Source organism: Bacillus sp. NH11B (assembly GCF_001884205.1).
In the GTDB taxonomy this organism is placed as follows: Bacteria; Bacillota; Bacilli; order Bacillales; family Bacillaceae_G; genus Bacillus_A; species Bacillus_A proteolyticus.
The window spans coordinates 1-13,734 of record NZ_MAOG01000078.1 but is presented as its reverse complement, the minus strand read 5'-3'; the positions used below and the strand labels follow the sequence as shown (position 1 = coordinate 13,734).

Here is a 13,734-nt window from a genome sequence, read left to right as displayed (position 1 = left end):
TGATGAAGTGTTTGAACTTGTTCAGATAGGAAATTCTAACGATGGTAAATTTCAGTTCCGTTTGAATAACAAGAATGGAGTAAGTTTAGCTGGTAATCAGTATATTTCTGGATTCGCTACGGATTGGAGTTTCAAATCTGAAATTCGTTTCGATGATAAAAGCAACAATGAAATTAACAATTGGTTAATAGAGTGGTATCCGGGTAAAGAAAATGAGAGACAGAAGTATGATAAAGTACAGGCTGTAGCTGATGAAAAAGATTCTACTAAATGGATTGCAAAAGATTCCTCTGGAAACGTGATAAAGAACAGTTGGATAAACCGAGGTGATGGGTATTCCTTTACAGATGCTGAAGGAGTCATTTTGACAGGCTGGCAAGAAATTAAGGGGAAGACTTATTATTTCTCAGCGCCTTATGGCTACATGGTTGCTGGAAATGGAAGTGATTCACAGATTGAGAATAAATACTACTACTTTAATGATGGTGTTTTACAACGATCAACCTGGGAGGGAGATTCCTATGCCGATGCTTCTGGAGCATTCGTTAAAGAAGGTCTAAAAGAAGTAGATGGTAAAATTTATTACTTCCAAAATTACAATGTAAATAAAAAGGAAGTACGTATAGAAGATCGAGGGGTTATCCTTCACTTTTCCGACAAAGGTGTGCTTGAGAGAGTTTCTGATCTAAATGGAAAAGTTATAGACAGCGTTGTTAATGTTGAGTTGGACAACAAAATATTATCATTTAAGCATGACGGTTCGCTTTATAAAACAGGGCTCAACAAAAGTGAACAACTACTGGAATATTATAGTTTAGAAGATGGAATTTTCTATACCGGTTGGAAAATGATAGACGGTAAAAGATACTATTTCACAAATGGTCGCAATTACACGTTCAATGCTTATGAAAACATTGACGGAAAAAAATATTATTTTCATGAAGATGGATCAGTTAATCGCGCAGGATTTGAAAAAATCGATGGTAAGCTATACCATTTTGACAATAACGGCGTAGCACAAACGGGCTGGCAAACTATCGATAATAAATATTATTACTTTGATGAGAATGGAGCAGCTAAAACAGGATGGTTCCAAGTTGGTGGTGGATATAGACCTTGGCCTCTTGCATACGGATACCTTTGGTATTGTGCTAGAGAAGATGGTTCACTTTATTCAGACGGTTGGTTTAAAATCGACGGTAAAGATTATCACTTTGACCAATGGGGACATAAAATGTAATAACATAATGATAGCTTGAAAAGTTAGCCTATACATATAAAAATGGGTCATGACATGGACTGAGTTTATTTTCCATGTTATGATCCGTTTTAGTTTTTTCGGGTATACTCCCTATGATTGCTTGTCAATTCGATTCTTTGAGACTTTAATTTAGAGATGAGTTTTGAGACATATTCAAAGCTATTTTCAGCATATTTTAGGGTGAATTTCATTTATCTCAAATACCCTCGTTTTTGAGATTAGATAAGTCGCTTAGAATAGGTGTAGCACCACATCGCCATCAAGCTAAGAAAAGCGAATACCCCAAAACGAAAAAATGTACATCTCCAAGAGGAAATGTACATTTTCTTGTTTGGGGTGTTATAAAATTCTTAAGTTGATGGGCATGTGGGGTAGCACCACATGTCCATCAACTTAAGAAAACAAGTTACCCTAAAAACGATAAAAATAAACTTCGGTGCTATAAAACACACAAAATTTCCGTTAATAATAGGACGTTATGTTATACAAGCATGAATACAATATACATATTACATTTTATCTATATTAGGTAAGTGTAACTGTCATATAATGAAGATATCTTTGTGAATTATATGGGGGATAGAAATGAAAAAATTTATAGTTAGTTATTTAGTATGTCTCGTATTTTTTTCTATATTTACATCTAATTTGGAATTTATAAATAACTCTGAAGGTATGAAAGCATCATTTGGTTCCCCCTGGTCGATGGCTCTTCTTTACATTATGTATGGGAGTATACCTGTACTTATAGGCTGTTTACTAGGGGAATTTTCTTATAGAAAAATAAAAAGAAGTTATAAATTAAGTATTGGGATTCCCCTGTTTATATTATTAGGTGTTTTCTATACATATTTAATGTACATTGGATTATCTGGAGGATATGTATCTTATTCTATAATGGATTTTATTAAATTTAGTCTTCCTATTACTTTGTCCTCCTTAGTTTTCTATTTTATAAGACGAATAAACTGATGTAGATCAACTTCTGATAACGAGAATTATGTGAACACGAAAGTCCTCCAGTTAAACAATCTGGAGGACTTTTAATAGTCTTTTAAATACATTGAATTCCGATAATAGGATGTTATGTTAACCGAATATGTGTACAATATACAACAAAAATCAAACAACATATCCCTTCTTTTAAATGGTAAAATAGGGAAAAGTGATTCTAAATAATACCTTTAGAAACCACTATTTATTACATAGGAGTTGCCGAAAAAAAGAGATGAAAGAGAAAAGAAAAAAGTAAGGGAGGAACATAAATGAAAAATATTAATGGGTTGTACATATCACTTATATTGATGATGTTTGTTACTTTGCTTAATACTACAATATTTGATAATGAATATTCAGGGATAACACTGTATATCTCTTCTGTTATATTCGTAATTGGGAGCGCATTTTTTGGAAATGCAAAACGACTTAAAATTAGTGAGAAAAAATAAAACAAAAAGTAACTTCCAATAACGATAATTATGTAAATGAGCTGTCCATATGGGCAGCTTATTGTATTTTTTGCGTAGGGTGGGGGTTTTCCAAAATGCTGGCGATACCCCATGCCCGTCAAGCTAATATTTTTAATTACCCCCATAACAAAAATTTTACGCATTGTTGACTACTGATATTGGGACTTATGTAAATTAAACGAAAAGGTTCGGGAAAATTCCGTACCTTTTTATTATTTCTTCCTTTAGTTGTTATTTAATCCTTGACTTAGAGTTAAGTCGAAGTAGTAGCATGTAAAGAAAGGAGGAAATGAAAATGTATAGTATATCAGAAGCAGCTATAAAAACAGGATTCACGGCTCATACTTTGCGCTATTATGAAAAGATTGGTCTATTGTCTTCTCCATTAAGGAAAGGTGGGAAAAGAAGATATACAGAAGGTGAAATTAGATTACTTAAATTCATGAAAATGTTAAAGCAAACAGGGATGTCTTTAGAAGATATCCAAGAATTTTTAAAGGATGGATGTCTTCTAGAAAATATTGATTCTAATGACATCCAGTTAAAAAAGATTCAAATCCGAGTAGATATTTTAAAGAAACATCTACTCCTTTTAGAAGAGCAGAAACAAGAGATTGAAACGGTTATGAATATGGCGAAGGTAAAATTAGAGACATATGAAACGATGATGGGAGGCTTAAAAGGTGAAAAGTAAGATATATCTTATGTTAATAGGTTTTGCTGTATTTACAGGGGCTACTTTCAACCTGGCTAAGTACTCTGTTCACTATTTCTCAGCTGCGAGTGCTGCAGCATGGCGATTTGGTATAGCTGCATTGGTTATGGTACTTATCTTGAGCTTTCAAAAACAAATAAAGATAAGCATCATTAAGACTCATTGGAAAATGTATATCCTACTTGGTATTATAGGCATCTTTGGATTCAACACTTTTTTCTTTTTAGGGATGAAGTATACTTCGCCTTTAAATGGGGCATTGATTATGGGAACTAATCCTTTAGTAACTGCACTTTTTGCATATTTTATTTTAAAAAATCCGATTACAAAACAGCAAATGCTTGGCATAGCCTTTGCTTTAGTAGGCGTTATATTGGTACTTACTCAAGGTTCATTAGAAATTATTCGAACTTTATCTATTTCTAAAGGTGATTTACTTATCTTAGCAGGGAATATATGTTGGGCTTTATACGGTGTATTAGGAAGAAAATATTTAAATGGTAGTTCGTCAATGGAGACAACCACTTATACGATGGTAATTGGGTCTCTTTGCCTTACGATACTAACGGTCTTTTTACCAAGTCCTCAACCTTTATCTTACGTTACGTTCTCAGCTTGGGGTGCTATTTTATTCATGGCTCTATTTACGAGTGTATTAGGCTACCTTTGGTGGAATAAAGGTATGGATACTATTGGTGCAAGTAACACGTCTTTGTTTTTCAACTTAGTTCCAGTAGTCACGATGATTCTTTCTATCATAACTGGTTCTACTATTTCATTACCTCAAATAGTAGGTACATGTTTAGTTATTTTAGGAGTTCTAACAGCTTCTGGCTTCTTACGTTTAAAAAGAAAACAAAAAGTTTCTGCTTCATTATAAGAATGAATTTAGATAAAGACTATATATGGGTAGCACCACATCGCTATCTAAGGTTTTACACTACACATAAAGCAAAAAAGACGTTATCCTTTCCTATGATTCTACAGAAAGAATAGCGTATTTTTTCTTTTTATGGATACATTTTTTTAGCTCGATAGTGATGTGATGTTACCTCAAATATAATTATTTTATTTGAAGGTCTCTTTTAAATTTGTTTCAAATCTTTTCATAGGTTGATATACAAGAACGTGTAGTGATAAACCTATCACTGCAGTAATGTTTAAAATAATACTTATAATCATTAAAGACCATTCTATAACTGGAGAAAAGTATCCATTCGTACTTAATGTAGAAGAACTTACACCAAGTATTAAAATCACTATTAGTAAAGGTAAGTTTTTAACCAATTTGAATCCCTCCTTTAAATATAATATCTTTATATTATTATATCACACACTAGGTTATGTAATTAATATAAGATAGTTATCTATGGGAATTTAACATGTTTTTTCGTTTTGGGGGTGACCTATTTTTTTAGCTTGATAGCGATGTGGCGGAGACCCCATAAAGAAAAAGTTATTGAGTCAGAATTGCGAATCTCGGTGACTTGTTATCCCCAAAAACATTTGAAATTTATTGCGTATTTGTAGCGGAGACCAGACGACGCTATGTACCATGCCTGCCCCCATAGGATACCGCTTTATATCCGAATATAAAAATATAGTAGGTATCGCCAATCCTCTACATGGTTCGTTCCTCCCATTTATCCCACTGATCTTACTGTTGTCATTCATGTTTGTTTGTTGTTTCATTCTTCCTTCATTGTTCTTCATTCGTTCCTTCCTTCCTTGCTGTTGTCCTCGCCTCGTGGTGTGTGCCATGCCCTGTCGCTGTCCTCGTGCCTCGCTACTGTCAGTACTGGTACTGTTACTGGTACTGTTATTAGTACTAGTACTGTTACCTATCCTCGCACCCAGCACCGCACCTTACTGTCCTACTGTTGTATGTGTAGCGATGTGGTGGTGAATGCCCTGACCTATCCATTCCCTTTTGATAGCTCTACATATGATTGAGGCACACCCCTTGTTTCTGTGCTAGGAAAATACCTCCCTCAGTTGTGTTCACATGTGATTGATAGTTCCCATAAAAAACTAGTGCATAAAAAACAGACTATAAATTGTCACCATTGCCAAAACAATGAAGCCGATTGTTAAAGCGAGTACTTTAAATACTTTTTTAAATGCTGTATCCATTCTCATACTCCTATGTAATTAAAATTCAATAAAGAGTATTTTGCGTAGCCAAATCATTTTTTATTCCAATGTAATAAAGTCCACAAAAATCGTATCAAAAAGTCTACATCCATTTTTGAGGAAGTACTTCCATACGCTGAGGATCTAAAAAGTACCTGGTTATTTCCTTCTCGAAAAGGTGATAAACCTATAAGTAAAATTCAAGCCTATCGACAGTTACAAAAAGCCGGGGATTTTGCCGGAGTCGAATCTTTAGGTACCCATACCATGCGTAAAACATTTGGATATTGGTTTTACAAGCAAACAAAAGATATTGCTATGTTACAAGAAATATTGAATCATAGTACACCACAAATCACATTAAGATACATTGGGATTAATAAAGAAGAGAAAGATAATATACTTGATACCTTTCGCATCTAATTTAATTTAGATGTTTTTTATTTATCTGTGACATGTTTTCTAGTGTAATTGAGGATTTGAGATATAGTTTCATACGAATTTTATTTGAAGATGGAATGAAATTGAATATTTATTCCATTTTTTTATTGAATAATATATCACTAAATGATATATTATTTTTAGATATATCATTTAGTGATATAGAAAGTGGGGAGAAAATGAAGTCATTAGAACAATTAACCGATTCTGTATTTTATATTATGGCGGGATTTACAAAACCAAGACATGGATATGCAGTGATGAGTTTGATTGAAGAATTAACGAATGGGCAAGTAGTAATTGGGCCTGCATCACTATACACAATTATTAAAAAGTTAATAACTGAATCCTACATTGAGCTATTTGATGATTCAGATTCACGTAGAAAAGTTTATGTTTTGACAGCTAAAGGAAGAGAAGTGTTGGAGCAAGATATTTCGAGACGAAAAACGATGCTTGATTTTGCTGAAAATGGATTAAAAGGGGAGAACTAAGATGGGAGAAACAAAATACATAACGTCAAATGGAATTGCTTTTTCTGAAGAAAAGGATTTAGAAAAATTAAAAAAGTATGCTGCAAAAGGATGGATTGTGAAACGCTTTAAAAGAATGGGATATGAATTAGAAAAAGGCGTCGCTGAAGATGTTATTTTTAGTCTTGATATAAGAGAATTAGGGGAGAATGAATTAGAAGAATATATTGAAATGTTTCAATTATCCGGTTGGGAGTATATTTGTTCAAGTTTTAATATGCACCTATTTAAAGCGAAACCTGGTACAAAGCCAATTTATACAGATAAAGAAACAAAACGGGAAAAGATAAAAAATGTTAGAAAATCAGTTATGTCAACAGTTGTGATCAGTACAGTTCTACTTATTATAAGTTATATAGTTTATTCGATTAGTTCTGGATTATTAAGTACAATATTTGAAATAGTTTTCTTAGTTTCACTTGTCATTGCCATTCCAATGTTAACGACATTAATAGCGACTTACTACCATTCGTTACGAACAAGATAATATAGAAAGTGAATTTGTAAGTTTATAAGTTATTTGCCTACCAAAATGATCAATCTTTTTCATATAATTTTTGAGAGGTAAGTTATAAAACCCTTGTATTTTGAACAATCATTGTTCAAAATACAAGGGTTTCTTTTTATGTTGAAATGAATCTTTTCAGCATCTTTTTATCGAACTTTCATTTAAGCCAATAACTTCATTCTATTCATTTTTATATTCCTAGTCCCTGTATTAATTAATTTTTTGTTTGTTATATAAAATTTATATAACAAAAGCAAAATTTAACAAAGTGGATAATTGTCATCATCATATCTAACACATTGATTTCTAACTAAAACATTTTTAACAAACGTTTGTTTAATTTCCCCAAAACTGATTTCTTCATCATATAAGTAAAAAAAGATAAGAAAACTCTATTTACATATATTCAAGAATTATATTTAGTTATAATATGAAATTCATTTTCTTATAGAAATAAATATACATACAATTAACAATAATTTATATATATAAAATGAAGGTATAGTTATGTCCACCTATAAACTATAAAAACAGACATTTGTTAACTATTTCTATTTTCGTTCGTTGTGTTCGTTTGTTTTGTGAAATCTAATCACATTCTATTTTCGTTCGTTGTGTTCGTTTGTTTTGTGAAATCTAATCACATCCTCTTAAAAGAGCTGTTACGTTTGTAGCGGTTTCTTTTGTTATAATGAGATAAAGGGGAGATGAATTGTGTTAGAAGAAAAAGAATTGCTACATTATCTAATAAACACTACTGATTACATAGGAAATCCATCAGAAATAAACAAAGCACCAGGCATTAAAGATAAACTTATTGAACAAGGCTATTTAGAGGATGTAGACGAGATAAAGTTTACAGAAAAAGCTATAGACTTACTAAATAACTTTTATGAAAAGCACGCTTCTCATGTGTTGGAAGTACTTAAGATGTTGAGATTACCATTATACGAAGTATCGTTTGATGAAATATGTTATTGGATGGTAATGGAAGATCAAATGTATTGTGTTAAGTATCTTCTCAAAAGGTTAGATGAAGACGGAAAGATTCAACTTGATAAAAGTAATAATTGGGGTACACCTATGAAGTACTAGTAGATAAATGATTAAGAATCTATTTAGAGCGTTTTTTCACATTTTAAGAAGGACAAGTATATATTGGGGAATAGGACAATCTAACCGCTATTTTATTCAATACACACACTCTTTCACATTGAGAGTATCCAAACGGGTGCTTTTTTCGTTGTTACATAAAAATTACACATTAAACATATATTTATACGCATTGTTACTACAAGCGGAAATAAAAGTAAGCTTATAACCTATTTTTACACATATCTCGGCTGTACCTCTTGGAGAGATCAAGAAATTGCTCAAAGCAATGTTATTGTGTTTGGAATAGGGATGCTTTTATTATTATTTATAGTGATTTTTAATAGACGTAATCTTGGTAATTTCAGATAGGGGTAGCAGTATGGGGGAAAAGAAATTTATAAACTATGAGAAAGACCCAGAGTATTTAAACGACTATGTAGCATTTACAAGTAAAAAGTTTGGAAAAACCTATTATTTGACTACAGACGTTAAGGGGTACACAGAGTATGAATTGGAAGCGTATATTGTAGAACTGGAAGCATATAAGAAAAAGAGAAGAAAGAAAAATTGGATATACTTTGGTTGTTTTGTATTGTTTTGTATAGTCTTGTCAGTAATAGAGGGGTATCAAACCGGTGAACTAGTTGCGAAAGGTAAGCCAATAGAAGCACCTGTTCTTGGGAGACATGTTGAGAACGAGTATCTTATCTTTGAACGCCCTACTTTAGAATTGATTGTTGATGATAAAGTTAAAAAGTTATGGGTAGGGCAAGAGTTGTATGACAGTATAATTGTCATGGATAAGGTGAAGGTAATTGAATATAAAGGTGTGATTAAGTTAGACCCTAGATACAAAGGTGAAGACTTAATTATAAGGTTTATTAAAAAGGAAAAAGAAGTAGGAGAGTAAAATAAAAAAAGGTGTGGTATCAGTATGGAGATGAAAGATAAGGGGCAAGAAATTAAATGAAAAGAATAAAACGATAAGCCTTTAGCTTTTGGTTTTATTCTTTTCATTGTACTCAGGTGTTTTTGCTCAAATCCCCGAGATGGGGGAATTAGCTATAAATCTAGAATTTTTCATTTCAAAAATAAAAATTATAATTATTTGAAATATTTCAATTGAAATGTATATGTTTTGACATAATCATTTTTAAAAGACGTTAAAATCCTTTGTTTATAAGGATTTTTTAATAATCCGCTTGCTATTCCCCCATTTCGAGGGGATGGGCAAAGAAACCCAACACTGGATTTTAATACAATAAATGTGGCGAATAAAAATGTTGTAAGGGAAAACATTTGGTCTAAGCAAAAAATGTCCATATGGACAGCTCATTTACATAATTCTCGTTCTCGGAAGTAAAGTTTTAAAAGTAATTTATCCATAGTGATATTAAAATTACTACTAACAGGGGTAGCACCATATCCCTATCAACCTAATAGAACAAAATACCTCCTAAAATGAAAAAAAGGGCTGACTTCTCACAATAACTAACTATAGAAAAAGAAAATTTCCATTTCTCGACAGTTATTAATTAATAAAACCGGTTGCTGAATTTATCCTTTGATGGAATAGTCATATCCCTTTAAAGGTTGTTGAGTAGAATAATGAGTAATACCTCCAGTTATTAAAGAAATTAACCCCCAAATTAATGCAAGGTAATGTACTTGGGAACTTGGTAGAGTATAAATAAAAAGGCACCCAAGTGAAACTCCCAATATAACAAGTATGAAATATAAATAATCTAAATGAACCCAGCAAAGAATAAGAAAATGAGCGGCATTTATAATACATATTACAGGAAGTAACATATCCACATTCAGTTCTTTAACGAGAAACAATACTGGAATACAAACAACTACGACACCGGAGGAAAATGTAACCAATGATGAATACTGATTAGGTTTTGCAGACATTTTCATCACTTTAAATAAAGCTACTCCAATTATAGGAATAAGCAATCCACCCCATATATAAAACTCTACTACCGCTACTTTAGGTAATGCATAAGTTAATATAAATGCTAATAACCAAAAAACAGCACCTGCAATTAACATAAATCCTCCGCCTCGGTATTCTTTGATAAAATCATAGCGATCCTGACTAATCTCAACATTTTTAGGTACAAAAGGTATTCTCATAGTTTCCCTCCTCAATTAAATTTCCCCACCATTAAATGGCCTGTTTGCGGCGTCATTTCAAGTGATTTTGCAATGTCTTTTCATTTAAAATTCTAGCAAGTATTTAAGACTTCCTTCCTTGTTTTTTGGTGTGAGTGCTGGCTAGAGGTTTAGTGCACTACTTCTTGGAAGTTGATCTTGTAGCGCTCTTTCTCGTAATTCACTATGTTTTCCAAAGAAAATAGTGAAAGGCAAGGCGATGAATACATTTACAAAATGACAAAACTGTAAGAATACACGAATGTTTGTAAGAAAGTTCGATGTTTTCCTTTTTCTTTTTTTATTATAGTGAGAAAGAAGAAAGAAAGAAGGATGGATTTGAAAATGTCTTTTTCCCAATTCAATATTGATATTTTTCGAGCAATTAATGATTTAGGTAAACAATATGCCTCATTTTTTCAACTTCTAATTGGAATTTAATTTCGGTTGACTACATAATAATTTCTATATATTTAAAGATATATAAATTAAACAATTTTTAAACTCTTTAGAAATTTAATTTAACCTTCGTGAAATATAATAAATATAAGGTGGTGTTTATATGAAATATATTGTTGAAACAAATAATCTAACTAAAAAATATAAAAAAGTAGTGTGGTTAGTGGTGTGAATCTAAAAATTCCTGAAGGTGAAATTTATGGATTTTTAGGACCCAATGGTGCTGGAAAGACAACTAGCATTAGAATGTTATTAGGCTTAATTAAAGCGACTGAAGGCAATATTACAATTTTCGGTAAAGATTTAAATGAAAATCGTTTATCTATTTTATCTGATGTTGGAGCACTAGTGGAAAATCCTTCTTATTATGCACATCTCAACGCAATTGAAAATTTAGAAGTTTATAGACTTTTAAGAAATATACCAAAAGAAAAACTACATGCTGTTTTAAAAACTGTCGGACTGCAGAATGCAGCACACCAAAAAGTTAAAGAATACTCTTTAGGCATGAAACAACGTCTTGGCCTTGCCATTGCATTACTTGGTGATCCTAGATTATTAATTTTAGATGAACCGACAAATGGACTTGATCCCCAAGGGATACATGAAATGCGTGAATTAATAAAGAGCCTTGCTAAGGACAGAGGCATTACTATACTAGTATCAAGTCATTTATTAAGTGAAATAGACCAGATGGCTACATATGTTGGGATTATTTCAAAGGGACGGCTCATTTTCCAGGATAAAATTGAAGTTTTACGACAACATTCACATAATTCAATTAAGATTTTAGTTAATAAACCTAAGGAAGCATGGAAAATCATTCTTGCTAGTGGTATACCGTCAGTGATGGAGGAGGATAAAATTGTTATATCTAATACTGATAATACAGCTATAGCTAAGATTGTGAAAGCTTTAGTAGCAAATGATATATCTGTATTCCGTATTGAAGAAGAAAAAAATTCACTTGAAGATATTTTCCTAAACATCGTAAAGGAGGAACAAAACGATGTACAAATCCCTCTTAGCATCTGAATTTCTTAAATTAAAGCGTAAGTGGGTTTGGTTTTTAATAGTGATAGCCCCAATAGGTGTTATTGTACTTCAAGCAATAAATTTCAGTTTAAGATACGATTACTTGATAGAAAAATATAAAAATGATTTGTGGGGAGGGCTACTTTCAAATGTTCAGTCTCTTTCCCTTCCAGCAATACTACTAGGGATTACAATTATTACTTCTATAATAGCCCATTTAGAACACAGCTCTACTTCTTGGAAACACCTTTTAATACTACCAATAGAAAAAAGAAAAATATTTATAGCTAAATTTATATTAAGTTTTATTTTATTATTTATATCTTGCTCCATCCTCTTTATAGGGAGTATTTTTTTAGGTATAGGATTAGATTTTGGATATTCTATTCCATGGTCAAAAGTAATAAAAATTAGTTTTTTCCCTTACTTTTCTGCCTTACCAGTTTTAGCATTACAATTATGGTTATCCATTGTTTATAAAAATCAAGGAATCACATTAATAGTGGGGGTTTTAGGTACAGTATTAGCACTATTCTCAGAATCCTTGCCAGATTGGATTATATGGAAATTCCCCTTACTTGCAAGTAAATCAAATACAACTACACTGTTAGGGGCTACAGTTGGGGTTTTACTAATTTTGATAGCAACATTTGATTTTGTAAGAAGGGATGTGGATAAATAATGCTAAATTTAAGATTATTTTTGGCTGAATTCCATAAGATTAAAAAGACAAAAATCTGGCTACTATTATTTATTAGTCCCCTTTTAACAGGGATGTTAACTTACCTAAAAGTGAGTGATACATTAGCATCTTTAAATAATTGGGAAATTATTTATTCATATGCTTCAATAATACACGCTATGATCTTTCTCCCATTATTAACTGGAATTTTTACTGCTTTTATCTGTCGTCACGATCATTTACATGGTGGGTGGAAGCAATTACTAGTTCAGCCTATAAAACGTTATCAACTTTACTGTACTAAAGCTATTTTTGTGCTATTTTTTATAATTATTACTCAACTTTTATTCCTTTTAGAAATAATTATAGTAGGTTCTATTTGCGGGATAACAGGCCCTTTTCCTACAACATATATATTCAAATCTTTAATAGGTGGAATATTTACAACATTACCTTTAATAGCACTTCAAATGTGGCTTTCCGCAATATGGTCCAGCTTTGCTGCTCCAATGGTAGTATGTGTTGGTCTAACGATACCTGGTATGATAATTAGTCAGTCTGAACGATTTGGTCCAATTTATCCATGGAGTCAACCCCTTTTAGCTATGTTACCTTCAGGTAGTGAAACAGGGCTATTATTTATTTCTACAAAAAGTATATTAATTGTATTGATTAGTTTTATTGTATTGTTCGCAGGGGGACTAATCAATTTCAATAAAAAAACATATTAATGTAAATACTAATGATTTTATATAATCACTTTAATATACAAGGATGATTACTAATGAAAATAATTACTTATCTTTTAGCTATATTAACTCTAATTGTTATGATTGCTACCATTATTTTTGATATGAATTTACCGTATAAATTAAATCACTGGTTAAGTGTTCTATTAGCTCCATTTGTTATCATATTAGGTTTCTATAGTAATAAAAATTCTAATTTTAATAAATAAATTAGAAGAAAAATATAAAAAGATTTCATCATACCGGATGAAATCTTTTTATATTTTTTCTCACTAAAATCTCCTATTGCCATCAAGGTAAGAAATTCGTAGTTACATAAAATGAAATAACGAGCTAAATCCTTATAAATCACTAGCATTAGAGAAGTAATTTTTTCGTTATGGGGGTGTTTAAGAATCTTAGCTTGATAGCGATGTGGCGAGACCCCACATCCATCAACTTAAGGTATATTTTTATACAAAATGCGGTCTTTCCATATAGTTTTTTATTATCTT

At 31.6% G+C, this 13,734-nt stretch carries 13 protein-coding genes and 4 pseudogenes; 14 read left to right on the top strand and 3 right to left on the bottom strand.

The window, feature by feature from the left end:
• The 5 genes from BAU27_RS11675 to BAU27_RS11655 form a co-directional block, all read left to right on the top strand.
• A partial coding sequence (locus tag BAU27_RS11675) for an N-acetylmuramoyl-L-alanine amidase family protein (protein ID WP_083595968.1) occupies positions 1 to 1,240 on the top strand: 1,240 nt, incomplete at its 5' end.
• Between the two features lie 606 nt (positions 1,241 to 1,846).
• Positions 1,847 to 2,233 (top strand): hypothetical protein, encoded by a 387-nt coding sequence (locus tag BAU27_RS33360; protein ID WP_071770963.1) that lies wholly within the window; start codon positions 1,847 to 1,849, stop codon positions 2,231 to 2,233.
• A 293-nt stretch (positions 2,234 to 2,526) separates the two neighbouring features.
• Positions 2,527 to 2,709, top strand: coding sequence for a hypothetical protein (locus BAU27_RS11665; protein WP_038357340.1), 183 nt, complete (start codon positions 2,527 to 2,529; stop codon positions 2,707 to 2,709).
• Positions 2,710 to 3,025: 316 nt separating this feature from the next.
• Complete coding sequence (locus tag BAU27_RS11660) at positions 3,026 to 3,424, top strand: MerR family transcriptional regulator (RefSeq protein WP_071770962.1); 399 nt, start codon at positions 3,026 to 3,028, stop codon at positions 3,422 to 3,424.
• Positions 3,425 to 3,434: 10 nt separating this feature from the next.
• A complete protein-coding gene (locus tag BAU27_RS11655; RefSeq protein WP_071770965.1) occupies positions 3,435 to 4,325 on the top strand; it encodes a DMT family transporter in 891 nt (296 codons plus the stop codon).
• A 188-nt stretch (positions 4,326 to 4,513) separates the two neighbouring features.
• On the opposite strand, the gene BAU27_RS11650 is transcribed toward BAU27_RS11655, so the two are convergent.
• A complete protein-coding gene (locus BAU27_RS11650; protein ID WP_000240393.1) occupies positions 4,514 to 4,732 on the bottom strand; it encodes a hypothetical protein in 219 nt (72 codons plus the stop codon).
• 921 nt (positions 4,733 to 5,653) lie between these two features.
• Here BAU27_RS11650 and BAU27_RS11640 point away from each other — a divergent pair.
• The 5 genes and pseudogenes from BAU27_RS11640 to BAU27_RS11620 all read left to right on the top strand — a co-directional run.
• Positions 5,654 to 6,001 (top strand): annotated as a pseudogene (locus BAU27_RS11640) (tyrosine-type recombinase/integrase); the annotation flags it as partial.
• 197 nt (positions 6,002 to 6,198) lie between these two features.
• Positions 6,199 to 6,513 (top strand): PadR family transcriptional regulator, encoded by a 315-nt coding sequence (locus tag BAU27_RS11635; protein WP_071770964.1) that lies wholly within the window; start codon positions 6,199 to 6,201, stop codon positions 6,511 to 6,513.
• A 1-nt stretch (position 6,514) separates the two neighbouring features.
• Positions 6,515 to 7,039: a DUF2812 domain-containing protein gene (locus tag BAU27_RS11630; RefSeq protein WP_071770960.1), complete on the top strand. Its 525-nt coding sequence runs from the start codon at positions 6,515 to 6,517 to the stop codon at positions 7,037 to 7,039.
• Positions 7,040 to 7,774: 735 nt separating this feature from the next.
• The gene (locus BAU27_RS11625; protein ID WP_071770959.1) at positions 7,775 to 8,155 is read left to right on the top strand and encodes a hypothetical protein; all 381 of its coding nucleotides are present in this window, start codon (positions 7,775 to 7,777) and stop codon (positions 8,153 to 8,155) included.
• Positions 8,156 to 8,534: 379 nt separating this feature from the next.
• Positions 8,535 to 9,065: a hypothetical protein gene (locus tag BAU27_RS11620; protein WP_071770958.1), complete on the top strand. Its 531-nt coding sequence runs from the start codon at positions 8,535 to 8,537 to the stop codon at positions 9,063 to 9,065.
• A 647-nt stretch (positions 9,066 to 9,712) separates the two neighbouring features.
• On the opposite strand, the gene BAU27_RS11610 is transcribed toward BAU27_RS11620, so the two are convergent.
• Together BAU27_RS11610 and BAU27_RS33540 are read right to left on the bottom strand one after the other, a co-directional pair.
• On the bottom strand, positions 9,713 to 10,297 hold the full coding sequence (locus BAU27_RS11610) for a DUF7010 family protein (protein ID WP_071770956.1): 585 nt from the start codon (positions 10,295 to 10,297) through the stop codon (positions 9,713 to 9,715).
• A gap of 144 nt (positions 10,298 to 10,441) precedes the next feature.
• Positions 10,442 to 10,534, bottom strand: a pseudogene (locus BAU27_RS33540) (transposase); the annotation flags it as partial.
• A gap of 126 nt (positions 10,535 to 10,660) precedes the next feature.
• Here BAU27_RS33540 and BAU27_RS30960 point away from each other — a divergent pair.
• The 4 genes and pseudogenes from BAU27_RS30960 to BAU27_RS11590 all read left to right on the top strand — a co-directional run.
• Positions 10,661 to 10,726, top strand: a pseudogene (locus BAU27_RS30960) (undecaprenyl-diphosphatase); the annotation flags it as partial.
• A gap of 151 nt (positions 10,727 to 10,877) precedes the next feature.
• Positions 10,878 to 11,809 (top strand): annotated as a pseudogene (locus tag BAU27_RS11600) (ABC transporter ATP-binding protein).
• The gene (locus tag BAU27_RS11595; protein ID WP_071770954.1) at positions 11,784 to 12,491 is read left to right on the top strand and encodes an ABC transporter permease; all 708 of its coding nucleotides are present in this window, start codon (positions 11,784 to 11,786) and stop codon (positions 12,489 to 12,491) included. Before BAU27_RS11600 ends, BAU27_RS11595 begins: the two are co-directional and overlap by 26 nt.
• Positions 12,491 to 13,222, top strand: a complete 732-nt coding sequence (locus BAU27_RS11590) for an ABC transporter permease (RefSeq protein WP_071770953.1) — start codon at positions 12,491 to 12,493, stop codon at positions 13,220 to 13,222. Before BAU27_RS11595 ends, BAU27_RS11590 begins: the two co-directional genes overlap by 1 nt.
• The last annotated feature ends 512 nt before the right edge of the window (positions 13,223 to 13,734 follow it).

Coding starts and splice junctions, on each gene's coding strand:
- BAU27_RS33360 (WP_071770963.1), top strand. CDS start 1,847: ATGAAAAAATTTATAGTTAGTTATTTAGTATGTCTCGTATTTTTTTCT.
- BAU27_RS11665 (WP_038357340.1), top strand. CDS start 2,527: ATGAAAAATATTAATGGGTTGTACATATCACTTATATTGATGATGTTT.
- BAU27_RS11660 (WP_071770962.1), top strand. CDS start 3,026: ATGTATAGTATATCAGAAGCAGCTATAAAAACAGGATTCACGGCTCAT.
- BAU27_RS11655 (WP_071770965.1), top strand. CDS start 3,435: ATGTTAATAGGTTTTGCTGTATTTACAGGGGCTACTTTCAACCTGGCT.
- BAU27_RS11635 (WP_071770964.1), top strand. CDS start 6,199: ATGAAGTCATTAGAACAATTAACCGATTCTGTATTTTATATTATGGCG.
- BAU27_RS11630 (WP_071770960.1), top strand. CDS start 6,515: ATGGGAGAAACAAAATACATAACGTCAAATGGAATTGCTTTTTCTGAA.
- BAU27_RS11620 (WP_071770958.1), top strand. CDS start 8,535: ATGGGGGAAAAGAAATTTATAAACTATGAGAAAGACCCAGAGTATTTA.
- BAU27_RS11610 (WP_071770956.1), bottom strand. CDS start 10,297: ATGAGAATACCTTTTGTACCTAAAAATGTTGAGATTAGTCAGGATCGC.
- BAU27_RS11595 (WP_071770954.1), top strand. CDS start 11,784: ATGTACAAATCCCTCTTAGCATCTGAATTTCTTAAATTAAAGCGTAAG.
- BAU27_RS11590 (WP_071770953.1), top strand. CDS start 12,491: ATGCTAAATTTAAGATTATTTTTGGCTGAATTCCATAAGATTAAAAAG.